General features: G+C 70.3%; 16 protein-coding genes. 8 read left to right on the top strand and 8 right to left on the bottom strand.

The features are described 5' to 3' along the window. Positions 1-40: 40 nt before the first annotated feature. Positions 41-874, bottom strand: a complete 834-nt coding sequence (locus tag QE397_RS14455; protein WP_307095487.1) for a glutaminyl-peptide cyclotransferase — start codon at positions 872-874, stop codon at positions 41-43. Between QE397_RS14455 and QE397_RS14450 the strand changes: the two genes are divergently transcribed. The 3 genes from QE397_RS14450 to QE397_RS14440 are packed head-to-tail and all read left to right on the top strand — an operon-like array spanning position 873 to position 5,034. Then, positions 873-1,769 carry a DUF3027 domain-containing protein gene (locus tag QE397_RS14450; RefSeq protein WP_373425238.1) on the top strand — a complete coding sequence of 299 codons (897 nt, stop codon included), beginning with the start codon at positions 873-875 and terminating at the stop codon, positions 1,767-1,769. The genes QE397_RS14455 and QE397_RS14450 overlap by 2 nt on opposite strands. Beyond that, the gene (locus QE397_RS14445; protein ID WP_373425297.1) at positions 1,766-4,486 is read left to right on the top strand and encodes a sacsin N-terminal ATP-binding-like domain-containing protein; all 2,721 of its coding nucleotides are present in this window, start codon (positions 1,766-1,768) and stop codon (positions 4,484-4,486) included. Before QE397_RS14450 ends, QE397_RS14445 begins: the two co-directional genes overlap by 4 nt. Further along, positions 4,483-5,034, top strand: a complete 552-nt coding sequence (locus tag QE397_RS14440; RefSeq protein WP_307095484.1) for a phosphatase PAP2 family protein — start codon at positions 4,483-4,485, stop codon at positions 5,032-5,034. The genes QE397_RS14445 and QE397_RS14440 overlap by 4 nt, the downstream gene beginning before the upstream one ends. Here the strand turns inward: QE397_RS14440 and QE397_RS14435 are convergent. Together QE397_RS14435 and QE397_RS14430 are read right to left on the bottom strand one after the other, a co-directional pair. Beyond that, complete coding sequence (locus QE397_RS14435; RefSeq protein WP_261769702.1) at positions 5,012-5,146, bottom strand: hypothetical protein; 135 nt, start codon at positions 5,144-5,146, stop codon at positions 5,012-5,014. The two genes, QE397_RS14440 and QE397_RS14435, sit on opposite strands and share 23 nt — an antisense overlap. Positions 5,147-5,285: 139 nt before the next feature. Then, a complete protein-coding gene (locus QE397_RS14430) occupies positions 5,286-5,549 on the bottom strand; it encodes a DUF2530 domain-containing protein (protein WP_307095482.1) in 264 nt (87 codons plus the stop codon). 52 nt (positions 5,550-5,601) lie between these two features. Here QE397_RS14430 and QE397_RS14425 point away from each other — a divergent pair, with 52 nt between their 5' ends. The 3 genes from QE397_RS14425 (at position 5,602) to QE397_RS14415 (ending at position 8,893) form a co-directional block, all read left to right on the top strand. Further along, positions 5,602-7,056, top strand: coding sequence for an NCS2 family permease (locus QE397_RS14425; RefSeq protein WP_027504226.1), 1,455 nt, complete (start codon positions 5,602-5,604; stop codon positions 7,054-7,056). A 62-nt stretch (positions 7,057-7,118) separates the two neighbouring features. Continuing rightward, positions 7,119-7,547 carry a MarR family winged helix-turn-helix transcriptional regulator gene (locus QE397_RS14420; RefSeq protein WP_056447507.1) on the top strand — a complete coding sequence of 143 codons (429 nt, stop codon included), beginning with the start codon at positions 7,119-7,121 and terminating at the stop codon, positions 7,545-7,547. A gap of 104 nt (positions 7,548-7,651) precedes the next feature. Beyond that, a complete protein-coding gene (locus tag QE397_RS14415; protein WP_307097564.1) occupies positions 7,652-8,893 on the top strand; it encodes an MFS transporter in 1,242 nt (413 codons plus the stop codon). Here the strand turns inward: QE397_RS14415 and QE397_RS14410 are convergent. Next, positions 8,890-10,104, bottom strand: a complete 1,215-nt coding sequence (locus tag QE397_RS14410; RefSeq protein ID WP_222640915.1) for a GNAT family N-acetyltransferase — start codon at positions 10,102-10,104, stop codon at positions 8,890-8,892. The genes QE397_RS14415 and QE397_RS14410 overlap by 4 nt on opposite strands. A gap of 62 nt (positions 10,105-10,166) precedes the next feature. Between QE397_RS14410 and QE397_RS14405 the strand changes: the two genes are divergently transcribed. Together QE397_RS14405 and QE397_RS14400 are read left to right on the top strand one after the other, a co-directional pair. Beyond that, the gene (locus tag QE397_RS14405) at positions 10,167-10,970 is read left to right on the top strand and encodes an RNA methyltransferase (RefSeq protein WP_027504223.1); all 804 of its coding nucleotides are present in this window, start codon (positions 10,167-10,169) and stop codon (positions 10,968-10,970) included. Next, complete coding sequence (locus QE397_RS14400) at positions 10,967-11,242, top strand: DUF2537 domain-containing protein (protein WP_307095477.1); 276 nt, start codon at positions 10,967-10,969, stop codon at positions 11,240-11,242. The genes QE397_RS14405 and QE397_RS14400 overlap by 4 nt, the downstream gene beginning before the upstream one ends. Here QE397_RS14400 and QE397_RS14395 read toward each other — a convergent pair. The 4 genes from QE397_RS14395 to QE397_RS14380 form a co-directional block, all read right to left on the bottom strand. Beyond that, the gene (locus tag QE397_RS14395) at positions 11,239-11,955 is read right to left on the bottom strand and encodes a hypothetical protein (protein ID WP_307095476.1); all 717 of its coding nucleotides are present in this window, start codon (positions 11,953-11,955) and stop codon (positions 11,239-11,241) included. The two genes, QE397_RS14400 and QE397_RS14395, sit on opposite strands and share 4 nt — an antisense overlap. Positions 11,956-12,037: 82 nt before the next feature. After that, complete coding sequence (gene sepH, locus QE397_RS14390; protein WP_222640911.1) at positions 12,038-12,898, bottom strand: septation protein SepH; 861 nt, start codon at positions 12,896-12,898, stop codon at positions 12,038-12,040. A gap of 127 nt (positions 12,899-13,025) precedes the next feature. Beyond that, the gene (gene serC / locus QE397_RS14385) at positions 13,026-14,147 is read right to left on the bottom strand and encodes a phosphoserine transaminase (protein ID WP_307095473.1); all 1,122 of its coding nucleotides are present in this window, start codon (positions 14,145-14,147) and stop codon (positions 13,026-13,028) included. A 198-nt stretch (positions 14,148-14,345) separates the two neighbouring features. Then, positions 14,346-15,296, bottom strand: coding sequence for a hypothetical protein (locus QE397_RS14380; protein ID WP_307095471.1), 951 nt, complete (start codon positions 15,294-15,296; stop codon positions 14,346-14,348). Positions 15,297-15,392: the final 96 nt, after the last annotated feature.

Raw genomic sequence — 15,392 nt, 5'->3', positions numbered from 1 at the left:
GAGTGTGGGCGACTCGCTCGGCGGGGGCGGCGTCCCTCGGTCACCGTGGTCGGAACTCGACCTCGAACAGAGTGGGCCACAATTTGCCGGTCACGAGGAAGCGGGACGTGCCGGGGACGGCCGCGATGCCGTTGAGGACGTCGATTCCGGACGTGTCCTCGAGTGCGGCACGCAACGGCGAGGCGTCGACGATCGCCGTCACGGCGCCGGTCGACGGATCGATCCGCACGATGTCGTCGGTCTTCCAGATGTTGGCGTAGATCCCGTCCGCGGTGCACTCCAGCTCGTTGATCGACGTCACCGGCCGCTCGCCCCGAGTCACGCGCACGCTGCCGGTGGGCTCGAAGGTGACCGGATCTCGGAAGGTGAGGGTGTCGGTGCCGTCGCTCATCACGAGGCGGCCGCTCGATCCCGCACTCGACTCGTCGAGGCACAGACCCCAGCCCTCGCCGTCGTAGTCGACACGTCGCCGCTCCAGCAGAGTTTCGCGATCTCGGGCCACCGCGATCCCGTCCTGCCAGGTCAGCTGCCACACCGTGTCGCCGGCGACGGTGAGGCCCTCGCCGAACAGCGGTGCGGGAAGGTCCACCTCCGTGAGCACGTCGCCCGTCTCCCGATCGGACGCCGTGACGCGGGAGCGGCCCTCGCGGCCCGTCCCCTCGAGCAATCGGTCACCGTCGATCTCGAGACCCTGGGTGAAGGCGTCGGTGTCGTGCGGCGACGTGCCGACGATCTCGACGCCGAAGCGGGGCACGTCCGCGGCCGGCGGTGCGGGGTCCGGCGCGCATCCACCGAGCACCACCGCGGCGGCGACGGTTCCGGACCCGATCGCGCGGCCGACTCCCGAACCTGAACGCAAGAGACCCGAACGCATGCGGCCATCCTGTCAGGCCCGGTGGGCGCACGACGCGAGCCGATGCTGCAAAATAGGGGGTGTGAGTGCCCCTGTCGTGACCGAGATCCCCCCGCTCCTCGCCGACGCCGTGTCCGTGGCGCAGGCCGCCGTCGTGGAGTCGGGCGAAGGCCCGGTTGGAGCCCACCTCGGGGTCGAGGCCGTCGACGAGGCCTCTGCGATCCACCGCTTCGCGGCCGACCTGCCCGGATACGGCGGCTGGCAGTGGGCGGTCGTCGTCGCAGCGCCCCCCGGCTCCGAGACCGTCACCGTCAGCGAACTCGCCCTGCTTCCCGGTCCGGACGCCCTGGTGGCGCCGACGTGGGTTCCGTGGGACGAGCGCATCCGTCCCGGCGATCTGGCTCCGGGTGACCTGCTGCCGCCACGCCACGAGGACGTCCGACTGGTGCCGGGGTACCTGGCCACCGGCGATCCCGCCGTCGACGACGTCGCCCTCGAACTCGGTCTCGGTCGCAAGCAGGTCATGAGCCGCGAGGGTCGGCTCGAGGCCGCCGAGCGGTGGGCCGAGGGCGACTTCGGTCCCGATTCCCCGATGGCCAAGGCGGCGCCGGGCACGTGCGTCACGTGTGGTTTCTATCTCGCTCTGCAGGGTTCGCTGAGCGCTGCGTTCGGCGTGTGCGGAAACGAGTTGGCCGCGGACGGACACGTGGTGCACGCGGCGTACGGCTGCGGTGCGCACTCGGACACCGAGGGACCGACCGGCGCCGGATCGCCCGCGTACGCGGCCTACGACGACGGTGCCCTGGAGACCACGCCGACCGAGAACACCGAGCCCCAGAACACCGAGCCCCGGAACACCGAGCCCCGGGACACCGAGGCGGTCACCGACATCACGGAGTCGTCGTCGACCCTCTGACCGACCCCTTCGGGACGGAGGCACTGCGCGAGTCCGTTCTCGCGGCCTGGTCGTCGTCGCCCACCCGACTGCGGGAGGATGCGGCCACGGAGGCCGATCTGGTGGTGGGGGGCTACCGCGATCGCGTGATCACGGAGCTGGCGCAGAACGCCGCCGACGCCGCCTCCCGCGCCGACGTTCCCGGTCGCCTGGCGGTGTGGTCCGTCGGCGACGCGCTGCACGTCGCGAATGTCGGTGTGCCGCTGTCGATCACCGGGGTGCAGGCGCTGTCCGCGCTGCGAGCGTCCGACAAGACTTCCGAGCACGCCACGTCAGTCGGGCGATACGGAGTCGGGTTCACCGCCGTCCGTGCGGTGTCCGAGCGTATCGAGATCCGATCCACGTCGGGCTCGATCGTGTTCGACGGATCGAGGACGCGCCGAGCGATCGCCGCGCGTGGGCTCAGTGAGCCGGAGCAGGGCGTTCCCGTCCTCCGGTTGCCGTGGGCGTCGGACGACGTGCCGACCCCGGGTTGGGACACCGAGGTCGTGCTGCACGGCGTCGTGGACGTCGCCGAAGTGCTGACCGCGGCCGCCCGTGAGTCGATCGATCTGATGCTCGAACTCGATGCGCTGCAGTCGATCTCCGTCGACGGGACCGAACTCGTGCGTGAGGTGTCGTCGGGCCCGGGAGCGTGGACGGACGTGCGGGTCGGCGGCCGACGATGGTGGCGCGGCGACGCGGCGGCCGCACGCTGGTTTCTGCCGCTCGAGGACGACGGTCTCACGCCGGACTCGCCCGCGCCACTGACGCGGGACGTGCTGCGTGCGCCCACCAGATCCGATGAGGTGCTGACTATTCCGCTGCTCCTGATCGCGGACGTCCCCCTCCAGCCCGACCGTCGACGGGTCCTTCCGGGCGCCGACCTCTCGGTCGTGGCGACCGGATACGCGGCATTGGTCGCCGACCTGCCGGCGTCTCATCGGGCCGCCGCGGTACCGCGTCCGGGACTGCCGGCGTCCGAGGTCGACGAGGCGGTCCGCGCGGCGCTCGTCCGCGACCTGGAGTCGACCGCGTGGGTCCCGACGGCGGCGGGCCGGGCGGTACGTCCCGCGAATGCCGCGGTGGTGGACTCTATCTCGGCCGAATTGGCCGATCTCCTCGTGGACGTCGTGCCGGGTCTGGTGGCACCCGAGGCATCGGATCGCGCGTCGGCGACGGCTCTGGCGGCGGGCGGTGTGCGTCGGCTCGGGCTCGCGGGCATCGTCGAGAGCCTGTCGGGGGTGTCGCGGCCGCCGATCTGGTGGCACCGCCTGTACGACGCACTGACCGACATCGTGCACGACTCGGCGGACGTCGACGAGTGTGCGGCGCTGCCGGTTCCGCTGACGGACGGCCGCACCGTCACGGGTCCCCGCACGGTGGTGCTGGTGGACGGCGACCGTCTCGGCTCGGTCGGGTGGGCTCGTGTGGTGCACCCGGACGCCGCCCATCCGTTGCTCCGCCGCGCGGGAGCGCGGACCGCTCGCCCGGCCGACCTGCTCGCCGACCCCGCGTTGGCAGCGATGCTCGAGGATCCGGACGACGTGCCGGAGGAACTGGTGCACGACGTGCTGACCCTCGCGGCAGCCGTCGGCGGCGGGACGAGGATCGGCTCCGTCGGGTCGTTGCCGTTGCTCTCGTCGGACGGCGAGATGCGGGCGGCGGACGAACTGCTGTTGCCGGACTCGCCGTTACGGCGAGTGTTGCAGCGGGACAGCCCGTTCGGCGTGGTGGATCGGTCCGTCGTCGACCGGTACGGCGCGGACGCCCTGCGGGTGGTGGGCGTGGGTCACGGCTTCGGCGTCGTGGTGGACGAGACCCCCGCGGGTCCCGATCACGATCTCGACGACGAGGAGGCGTGGTGGGACAGTCTCTCCGGTGAGCCCGGCACCCTGGTCGCCGTGCGTGATCTCGATCTGGTGGACGAGGCGCGCTGGGCGGACGCGCTCACCCAGATCGTCGACGATCCGGTGACGGCCGCGGCGGTGCGGGACCGGACCGGCTACACCGCCTGGTGGCTGCGTCGTCACGCGCGGGTGAACGAGACACCGCTGGGGTTGCTCCGTCTGCCCGGCGACGACTCCCTGCGTGGACTGCTGGACCCCGTCGACCATCCCCGCGCCGCCGAGTTCGCCGCGGCGCTGGCGGGTCCCGCGATCGACGACGCCGACACGGCGGCCGATCTGCTCGCCGCGGCGGCCGATCCCGATCGTGTGGTGTCTCCCGCGGTGGCGATCCGGGTCCACACGCTCCTCGCCGAGGCGGTGGACGCCGGGCGGGTGGATCTACGCGACATCGATCCGCCCGAGGCGGTACGCACTCTCGCCGGCAGCGTGGCCGATCCCGCCGCGGTGGTCGTCCTCGATCACCCGCGGTGGATCGCCCTGCTACCCGCCGACCGAGTCGTGCTCGGGTCGACGGCGTCCGCCGACACCCTCGCGGATCTCCTCGACGTGGAGACGGCGTCGACGGCGCTGAGCGTCGAGATCGTGTCGGTGGGGGAGCTGGCGACGGTGGACACCCATCCCGCCCTCGCGGCCGCACGCGCGATCTCGTCGTGGCCGGTCCCGGACGTCGTCGTCCTGCACGACGACCTGGTGGTGCGGTGTCGCGGCACCGTGCGAGTGGAGCGAGCGGTGCCCTTCTGGGTCACCGACGACGGCGAGACGCACGTGTCACGGACGGTGCTGCCGTGAGCGCGGACCGTGATGTCCTCGACTGGATGGTGGATCACCGGAGCGCGGCCCTGACGGACGCCATGACCGTGATCACCACGGTGGGCAACACCGCGGGCGTCGCACTCGTGACGGTGGTGGTCGCGCTGATCCTGGTGCGCCGGGGGCACCGCCATCTCGGGCCGGGCCTCGTGGCCACGGTGTTCACCGGATGGCTCGTCATGAACGCTCTCAAGTACGCGATCCGCCGGACCCGGCCGCCGGTGCCCGAGCGTCTCGTCGACATCTCGACCTACTCGTTCCCGTCCGGTCACGCCATGGTGTCGGCGACCTTCGCGGCGGCAGTGATCACGCTGCTGGTCGCGCTCGGCGCGTTCGACACTGCCCGGAAACGAACGAGAGCAGCGGCCGCCGTGGTCACGGCGGCAACGCTGCTCATCGGGTTCTCCCGCGTCTACCTCGGGGCGCACTGGCTCAGCGACGTCGTCGTCGGCTGGCTCCTGGGGGCCCTGGTCGGTGTCGCGGGTATCGCGGTGGTGTCGCGACTCAGCGGTCGCGCTGGGCGATGACGAGAAGCTCGTCACGCATCGCGGGGCTGCCCACATTGTTCGCGCGTGCGTAGAGATCACGCAGTGCCCGAACGTGGCGGCGGCGGTTGAGGAAACTTTCGACGTACTTCACTTCTATCTCTCCGGACGTTGCTCGAGTAGCTGAACTGACATAACCGATTCTCCACGTTACGTCCGTGTTACTCAACCTCGACGAGGGTGAGTTCCAGCACGTCAGAGGGGGTTTTCGCGCCCGGAACCTGTCGCCCGGGTCACACCTCGGGCGGGTGCACGAGCCCCTTCTGGGCCGTGCGTCGGCCGCGGCGAGCAGCGCGGCGTTGCAGTGCGAACAGTCCGAACCCCAACGCGCCCAGAGCGGTTCCCGTCCAGCAGACCGCGACTGCGCCCGAGAAGGAGTCGACCACCGAGCACACGACGGCGGCGACGAGGAACAGCAGCGTCCCGGCAGCGAGCACCGGAGCGGGATCGGTCACGCGCGGTGGCAGTCCGGGCGGGGTGGCGGGGGTGGGGCGCACGGCGCCGACGCTACCCGCGCCCCTCACCGGGTCATGGCCTAGTCTCCACTTCATGTCTCGCGCGACGTCTCTCCTCGACTCGTACTTCAAGATCACCGATCGCGGATCGACCATGTCCGCCGAGGTGCGGGGAGGCGTCGTCACGTTCGTCGCCATGGCCTACATCGTGGTGCTGAATCCGCTGATCCTCGGCAGCTTCTCGCCCGACGACGCGGCGGCCAAGACCGACGTGCTGGGCGACATCCTCCCGGTGCCCCAGGTCGCCGCCGTCACGGCGCTCGTGGCCGGCGTCATGAGCATCCTCTTCGGTGTCATCGCCAATTACCCGTTCGCCATCGCGGCGGGACTCGGCATCAACACGCTGCTCGCCGTCACCATCGCCCCGCAGGTCACCTGGGCCGAGGCCATGGGGCTGGTCGTCATCGACGGCATCATCATCGTGGTGTTGGCGCTCACCGGATTCCGCACCGCCGTGTTCGAGGCCATCCCCAGCGAACTCAAGGCTGCCATCGCGGCGGGCATCGGCGCCTTCATCGCGCTCATCGGTCTCGTCGACGCAGGCTTCGTGCGTCGTGTGCCGGACATCGCCGGCACCACCGTTCCGGTCGGCCTGGGCATCGACGGGTCCATCGCGTCGTGGCCGACGGTGACCTTCGTCTTCGGTCTGCTTCTCATGGGCATCCTCGTGGCGCGAAAGGTGCGGGGCGGGTTGCTGATCGGGATCGTCGTCACCACCGTGGTGGCCGCGATCATCGAGGCGATCACCGACACCGGTGCCTCCGCGGGAGTGAACCCGAAGGGCTGGAACCTCAGCGTGCCGGCGCTGCCCGACGTCGTCGTCGACCTCCCCGACCTGTCACTCGTGGGCAACGTCGATCTGTTCGGCGCCTTCACCCGCATCGGCGTCCTGGCGGCCAGCCTGCTGGTGTTCACGCTGGTGCTGGCCAACTTCTTCGACGCCATGGGCACCATGACCGGGCTCGGCAAGGAGGCCGGGCTAGCGAGCAAGGACGGCACGCTGCCGGGCGTCGGCAAGGCGCTCGTCGTCGAGGGTGTCGGCGCGGTCGCGGGCGGCGCGGGCTCGGCGTCGTCGAACACGGTCTTCGTCGAGTCGGCGTCGGGAATCGCCGAGGGTGCGCGCACCGGCCTCGCCAACGTGGTGACGGGCGTGCTGTTCCTCGCCGCGATGTTCCTGACACCGCTGTACTCGGTGGTCCCCATCGAGGCGGCCGCACCGGCCCTCGTCGTGGTGGGGGCGTTGATGATCGGGCAGGTCGCCGACATCGACTTCACCAAATTCCATGTGGCGCTGCCCGCGTTCCTCACCATCGTGGTCATGCCGTTCACCTACTCCATCGCGAACGGCATCGGCGTCGGATTCATCACCTGGGTCGTCCTCGCCGTCGGTCGCGGCAAGATCCGCAGCGTCCACCCACTTCTCGGCATCGTGGCCCTGCTCTTCGTCGCGTACTTCGCCCTCGGGCCCATCACGGACGCGCTCACGTAGTCGGCGCAGATCCGCTGCTCGCGCGGGTCGTTCAGCACCCGCACGTGCCGTATCCTGTGGCGATGCCTCAGGAACTGCGTGCGTTGGCCGGCGACCTCTCCCTCGCTGTCGTCCGTATGACGCGGCACCTGCGAGGCCGCCGCACCAGCCAGGTAACGCTCACGCAGCTCTCCGCTCTCGCGACCCTCGCACGCGAAGGCGCGATGACTCCGGGCACCCTGGCAGCGCGCGAGCGCGTACAGCCGCCGTCCATGACGCGCGTCGTCGCGTCCCTGGGCGATCTCGGGTACGTGGACCGGATGCCCCACCCCACCGACGGCCGTCAGATCATCGTGTCGCTGTCCGACGCGGGCCGTCAGGTCATCGAGGACGAGGTCAACGCCCGCGAGGCGTGGTTGACCGAACAGTTGCGCGGGCTCGACGCGGACCAGCTCGTGGCGATGCGTACCGCGGTCGACATCATGTCGGCCATCGTCAACGAGTCGGAGTGACGCTCCCCGCCTGACCTCGGGCCGAGGTCTCCGCCACCGGAGTAGATTGGTACTTCGTGCAACTACTTCATCGGCGGACGGACGGGTCCGCGGCCCGGCCCTCTCTGTTCGACGCGTTGCACTCGCGCAACTACAGACTGTGGGCGTCGGGTCAGATCGTCTCGCTCATCGGCACCTGGATGCAGCGCATCGCCCAGGACTGGCTGGTTCTCGAACTGTCCGGGGGCAACGGGCTCGCCGTCGGCATCGTCATGGCACTGCAGTTCGGTCCCACACTGGTGCTGTCCGTGTGGGGCGGGGTGCTCGCGGATCGGTACGACAAGAGACGCCTCCTCATGGCCACTCAGGCCGCTGCTGCCGTGTTCGGGCTCGTGCTCGGGCTGCTCGACGTCGGCGGTGTCGTGGCGCTGTGGCACGTCTACGTCCTGGCGCTGCTCCTCGGCTGTTCGTCGGCGATCGACGCGCCCGTCCGGCAGTCGTTCACCATCGAGATGGTCGGTCCCGCACGGCTTCCCAACGCCATCGGCCTCAACTCGATGACGTTCAACCTCGCCCGCATCGTCGGCCCCGCCATCGCCGGCGTGGGCATCACGCTGGTCGGCACCGGCTGGGTCTTCCTCGTCAACGCAGCCTCGTTCGCCGCGGTGTTCGGCGCCCTCGCCGCCATGCGGCCCGCCGAACTGTTCACCGTCGAGCGTGCACCGCGTCGGAAAGGTCAGGTGCGGGAGGGATTCCGCTACGTCGCGGGGCGGCCGGATCTCTGCGTGCTCCTGGCGACCGTGTTCGTCGTGTCGACGTTCGGCATCAACTTCCCGCTGAGCCTGTCGGTGATCGCGCGCAACACCTTCGACAAGGGTGCGGACGCGTACGGATTCCTGTCCACGGTGCTCGCGGTGGGCACCTTGATCGGCGCGACTCTCGCCGCCCGGAGACGCGGCACCCCCGGGATCCGTCTCTTCGTGCTGTCCGCGGTGGTGTTCGGCATCTTCGAGACTCTGGCCGGAGTGATGCCCGCGTTCTGGGCCGTCGCAGTCATGCTGATCCCGGCCGGCGCAGTCCAGCTCACGTTCAGCACCATCGCGATGAACATCCTGCAGGCGTCGGTCCCGTCGGACATGCGCGGCCGGGTCATGGGCATCTACATGCTGTGCTTCCTCGGCGGAACCCCGCTGGGCAGCCCGTTGCTCGGCTGGGTGGCCGACGTCGTCGATCCTCGCGCACCGCTGGTGCTCGGCGGGATCGTCTCCCTGATCGCGGGCCTGGGCGCGGCGCTGGTCGTGCGCCGCACCCATGTCGACGACATCGCGATGCCCGACGTCGGGGTCGACGAACCCCGACCCGCCTAGAAGAACCAGCCGATCTGGGGCTGGCTCGGGGTGCCGAAAGCCAGATCGAATTCGTGCAACGCCTTCTCCGACGTCGACGCCACTCGGCCGGCGGCCGCGAACTGGCGGGCGCGGTGCGCGCCGAGGTAGAGGCTGCCGAGGACGGACGAGGACACCGTCACGTCGGGGTCGTCGTCACTGCGCGTGACCTCGGCGTGCCCGTCGCGGGTGACGAAGCGATAGGCGCCGCCGGCGTGCAGGAACGGATCCTCCACGCCGATCACGAGATCGGTGTCGATGGCGTACGTCCGCGCCGACAGCGCCGCCGGGACGTCCATCAACCGCACCCACAGGCCGTCCTTGACGCCGGTGACCTGCGGAACACGACGATCGGTCAGCAGTGTCAGCAGCGGATCCCCGACGGGAAGCGTCACTTCGATCGTCTCCACGAGATCGATGCCGCACATCACCTGCCAGAGATCGGAGCGTGCCTCGTCCGTCGCGGCGATGATGTCGACGATGCGCGCCTCCTGCGCCCCCGCTGTCCCGACGCGGTAGCCGCGGCGGAACGCGATGTATCCGTCGGGGTGGACGATGAAGAAGAGCTTGGAGAAACCACCGCGGGAGTTCTTGCGATCGGCGAAGAAGCGATGCCACCGGGTCTGGGGCATCGGCTGGGCGCCGGCGGTCTGTCGCTGCCACCGTCCGTAGATCTCCGGCAGCAGTTCACGAGCCTCCGCGGACGTCACCAGACGGGCGCCCCGGGGCGGCGGCAGATCCTTGCGGAACGCGGTGAAGCGCCGGTCGATGGTGTAGTTGACACCCTGCGTGGCGGCGCCGTACCCGAACCGCTCGTAGATGGTCGCCTCGCTCGCCGTGAGCACCGACAGGGGCTTGCCCGCCTCCTCGAAGCGCTCGTGCTGCGCGGTGAACATCCGGCGCAGGATGCCGCGTCGGCGATGCGTGGGAGCGACCGACACCCACGACACCCCCGTCGCGGGCAGGGTGCGGCCACCGGGAACGGTGACGTCCATCGGGAAGTGCATCGTGACACCGACCGGCAGGTCACCGTCGCACGCCAGGAAGATCTCGGACGAGGCCGTGAGTATCTTGGTCTCCTCCATGTCCTCGCTGTTCTGGTGCTCACCGAAAGCGTGGGCGTCGAGGAGCGCGATGGCGTCCCAGTCGTCCTCGGTGGCGGTACGGATGGTGATCGTGTCGTCGGTAGTCATCGCAGACGACCTTATCGGCCGCGCCGATGCACCGCCGGAACACGTCCTGAGAAGATGGGTCCGTGGTACACGTCGTCGACATCACCGACCCAGCCGATCCTCGCCTCGACGACTTCCGGGACCTCAACTCCTCGGACCGTCGCCCCGACCTGCCCGAGGGCAAGGGGCTGGTGATCGCGGAGGGTGTTCTGGTGGTCCAGCGCCTCGTCGCGTCACGTTTCGAGCCCCTCTCGCTGCTGGGCGTCGAGCGGCGGCTCGGTGAGCTCGCGGACGATCTCGTGGACGTCGACGTGCCGTTCTACCGAACCACGGCGGACGTCATGGCGGAGGCCGTCGGGTTCCACCTCAACCGCGGTGTGCTCGCGGCCGCCCGGCGCCCCGCACCGCTGGACCTCGCGGACGTCGTCGCCGACGCGCGGACCGTGGCGATTCTCGAAGGCGTCAACGACCACGAGAACCTCGGCTCCATGTTCCGCAATGCCGCCGGCCTCGGTGCCGACGCCGTCCTCTTCGGCGGCGCCTGCGCCGACCCGCTGTACCGACGGTCGGTGCGTGTCTCGATGGGCCACGTGCTGCGCGTGCCGTTCGCCACGGTCCCCGACTGGCCGCGCGGGCTGTCCGTGCTGCGCGACAACGGGTTCCAGCTCGTCTCGCTGACTCCGAATCCCACCGCGGTTCCGCTGGCCGAGGCGATGACGGGGGAGAAGGTCGCGCTCCTGCTCGGCGCCGAGGGGCCCGGACTCACCGAACACGCGATGCGCGCCACCGACGTCCGGGCGCGGATCCCGATGGCACCGGGCACCGACTCGCTCAACGTCGCCACCGCGGCCGCCATGGCGTTCTACGAGCGGGTGCGCACGGGATGAGGGATCCGGACGAACCGACACCGTGGGGCCCGGGAATCGCGTGTGCCGTCGCCGCGGCACTCGTCACCGCCGCCGCGGTGACGTCGCTGGGCCTCACCCTGCTCCGGGTCAGCAGCCTCTTCGCTGTCCTGGTGATGGCCGTGATGGTGGGCGGCGCCGCGCCGTCGGTCGCCCGCCGGCGTGCAGATCCGGTGTGGCGCTTCGTCGTTCCGGGCATCGCCGCCGGCGCGGCCGTGGGTGTATTGGCGTTCGCCGTCGACGCGTCGGTCTAGCGGCGCCGGAACAGGCCGCGCTTGCGCTGCGGCTCCGGAGTCTCCGGTCGCGGCGATTCGGGCGGAGGGGTCGCCGCCGGATCGCGCATCGCGAAATCGCACAACAGCACCGACCCGGGGTCGGTGTCCCCGTCGCGGGCACCGCCGATCATGCGGACGCCGAGCCAGTGGGCGCTCGCCGCGTCGGCGAACTCCTGGGGGTGGAACGGCAGCGCCTGGGGATCGGGAAACTTCTCGCCGTCGAACTGCAGCGGATGGTCGCCCGACCAGAAGGGCCGTTCCCACGGGAAGGGGAGACCCTCGTCCTCGTGGATGTAGGTGGGGCCGGCGCTGAACGAGCGCTTCAGGGTGCCGGAGTCCCATTGCGCGAAGGCGCCCCACGCGTGCTCGCGTTCGGAGGCGACGAGAAAGGTGTGCGTGGACGGCAGCAACGACGTCCACGACTCCTCGAGAGTCGACGGGCGCACCGCGGCGGGCTCGGACGCGCAGACGACGGTGATGCCCGGGTAGCAGCCGACCAGCACGCGGTTCGGCTCCGACGCCACGGCGAACGCCGTCAGGGGAGCCATGCCGACGAGGGTGGGCTCGAGACCGGGGTGGAGCTTCCGTGCGACGGCCGCGGCCGCATCGGTGTCGGACTGCACTCCGGACCGCAGTACCGCGATCGGATCAGGTGCGTCGACGAACCACAACGCTGCTGTTCCCAGCCCCACCGGGCGCCCCCTTGTCGTCGTCCGGTCTCAGACGGTCACTTTCTCGGCCGTGAAGATCGCTCTGCCGTGAACACTGCTCGGCTCAGCGGCCGTTGCTGCGCACTCCCAGCAAGACATCCTCCCACGACGGCATGGCCGGCTTTCCCCGTTTGTCCTTCGCGTTCGCATGGCCCGGCGCCGGCTTGGGTTGCGTCGGTTCGGGCTCGGGCTCGGCCTGCACTGCGGGTGTCTCCGCGGGTTCGGGCTGCTCCGCCGTGGTCTCCGTGTCCGAGTCCGCGTCGACCCCGTAGTAGTCGTCGAGGGTCTGCTGGGACGGCGAGTCCTCCTCGGCGGCGACGACGGGGGCCAGCCCTCGGAGCTGGCGGCCGAAGTCGGGGTCTATCAGCTCGGACGCCGCGTCGTCGAGGGGCGTGACACTGCCGCCGTGGGCATCCGGCTGGAAACGCCAGTGCGCGGTGTTGGTGGTGCGTCCCGCGGGCCACGTCAGCTGAGCGATCCAGTGATTGTCCTCGTCGCGCCACGCGTCCCACTCGGCCTGGTCCATCGAATGCCCGCGGCCGCGGAACGCGAGTCCCACGATCTCCACGAGGGTGAGCACGGCGGGCCCGTCGGCACGCAGGGGGTGGCCCAGCTGGGCGAGTTCGGCGGCGCGGGAGCGTTCCAGTAGAACCGGGTGCGCGTAGCGCTCCACCTTGCTCGCCGGCATACCCGACTCCTTGGCCACCTGCTCGATGGAGGCGCCGGACCGGATGCGCGCCTGGATCTCGCGCGGTCGCATCAGAGAATCCATCTCGATCTCGATCTGTCCGAGTCGCGCGGCGTCACCACGGGCGGCGGCACGCAACTTCTCGTCGGCCGGCAGACGGAACTTCTCACCGGAGGAATCGGCACAGACGATGTGCTTGCCGTCCGACGCCAGGCCGATCACGTGGATCTCTCGCACGATCACTCCTTTGCGTCGCGACGGCCCCTGCCCCTCGGCTGCTCGCTGTCCGAGCACGGGGCCGGGTTCGGTGCCTCCCCCGACTGTAATGCACCACAGTGCAGCAGTCGGGGGGACACGCACTCTCTCACGCCAGGTGTTCGACCACGTGATCGATGCAGGCGGTCAGGGCGGTGACGTCGTCGGGCTCGACGGCCGGGAACATGCCGACGCGCAGCTGGTTGCGGCCAAGCTTGCGGTAGGGCTCCGTGTCGACGATACCGTTGGCGCGCAACGTCTTCGCGACGGCTGCAGCGTCGACCTTCTCGTCGAAGTCGATGGTGCCGACCACCTGCGAGCGATGCTTCGGGTCGACGACGAACGGCGTCGCGTACTCGGAGCGCTCCGCCCAGTCGTACAGCCGCGACGAGGAGTCGGCGGTCCGTGACGTCGCCCAGTCCAGGCCGCCCTTGCCGTTCAGCCACTCGATCTGGTCGGCGAACAGGAGCAGCGTCGCCACCGCGGGGGTGTTGTACGTCTGGTTCTTGGTGCTGTTGTCGATGGCGATGGGCAGCGACAGGAAGTCGGGGACCCAGCGCTTGCTCGCCGCGATCTCGTCGACGCGGGCCAGGGCGGCGGGGCTCATCAGCGCGACCCACAGGCCGCCGTCGGCCGCGAAGTTCTTCTGCGGAGCGAAGTAGTAGACATCCGAATCGGCCACGTTCACGGGCAGTCCGCCGGCGCCCGAGGTCGCGTCGATCGCGATGAGGGCGTTTTCCGAGCCCGCCGGGCGCGACACGGGAATGGCGACACCCGTCGAGGTCTCGTTGTGCGCCCACCCGATCAGGTCGACCGACGGGTCCGACGTGGGCTCCGGAGCACTGCCCGGCTCCGCGGAGACGACGATCGGGTCACCGATGAACGGGTTGGCCTTGGCCACCGAGGCGAACTTCGAGCTGAACTCACCGTTGGTGAGGTGCAGCGACTTCTCCTTGATCAGGCCGAACGCCGCGGCGTCCCAGAACGCGGTGGTGCCGCCGTTGCCCAGCACGACCTCGTAGCCCCCGGGGATCGAGAACAGCTCGCGCAGACCGTCGCGCACCCGACCCACCACGTCCTTCACCGGCTTCTGGCGGTGGCTGGTGCCGAACACCGACGCGCCCACGTCCACCAGGGACTGGAGCTGCTCGGGCCGGACCTTCGACGGACCGCACCCGAAGCGTCCGTCGCCGGGCTTGAGGTCGGAAGGAATGGTCAGGTTCTCGGCCATACGGGGTTCGCGTCCTTAGTTTCGGTGTGGGCGGTACCGGCGAGATCAGGGTAGTGCAGCCGTGACAGGGGTCGTGCACCCCGCTGGGCGTCTCGGTGCTGGTTGCCCGGTGCTGGTGGGCCGGCGGGCGCACCGCGCGGTGCCCTGCGCAGGATGCGGCGTGCGCTCGTCGACGGGCGCTGCGCGTGGAGGGCGCGGTCACCCCACCCGAGTGGTGCGCGGCCGTGCGCCCCCGCACCCTGCGGCCAACACCCGACACAGTTCGCGGCCGAGTTTTGGCGACGTCAGATCAGCCCACGTCCAGCGCACCACCGTCCATCCGTGCGCGCGGAGCAGGTCCTCGCGACGCTTCTCCCGCACCAGGACGTCGGCGGGTGACTCGCCGGGGCGTGCGAGAGCCGAGTACTTCGAGACACCGTCGAACTCGCCGATCACACCCTCGTCCTCCCACAAGAAATCGGGGCGGAAGGTGGTGCGGCGGTCCGAGAGCATCAGCGTGACCTGCAGTTCCGGGCACGGAACGCCGAGATGGTGCAGATACACGCGGCTCCGCGACTCCCCGACGCTCTCGCTTCGCCCGTCCAGGAAGCCGAGTACAGACTCGGCGGCGGTGCGTCTGCGATGGGACGGCGTACGGCTCAGCGACTCGCGCACCGACTCCGGCGTCACGAGATGTCGGTTCAGTGCGGAGTCACCGGCGCAGACCGCATCCTCGAACGGGAGGGTCCGCGCGAGGTCGGCGACGGTGCGCGCAGCGGACGTGCAGCGCAGGCCGTCGATGACGTCGACGTCCCGCTCGGTCAGACCGTCGGCATGCACGTGGCGATGCCGACCGACGTGGCCACCCGACGATCGCGGGATGCCGAGATGCACCCGTTCCGGGACTCGCCACAACGACATCCCGTGCACCAAGGCTGCGGAACCGTGTGCGGCGGCCGCCGCGGGGGCGCTCGCCAGCAGCGTCGCGCGCACCTCGAGCAGGTGCCGGCCGGTGGCGTCGAGCGATTCGAGGACCGCCGCCGGAACGTAGATGCCGCGCCGGACGACGGCGATCTCGCGACGCGCCAGTGCAGCCTTGATCTCGGCGTCGGTGGCGCCGCGTGCGAGTGCGTCACGACGGCTGAGCAGCAGTTCCCCGTAGAAGTTCACGGCCGCAGTGTGCGCACGAGTCGGTCGCCCGCGCTGCGGCCGTCCACAGTCGGCCGTCATCCCCGGGTTCGAGCGCCCGCCCCTTGCCCCGCGCGC

This window comes from Rhodococcus sp. SORGH_AS_0301 (assembly GCF_030818285.1).
In the GTDB taxonomy this organism is placed as follows: Bacteria; Actinomycetota; Actinomycetes; order Mycobacteriales; family Mycobacteriaceae; genus Rhodococcoides.
Note: the sequence above shows the minus strand (reverse complement) of the source record. Positions and strands in the feature narration are given on the sequence as shown.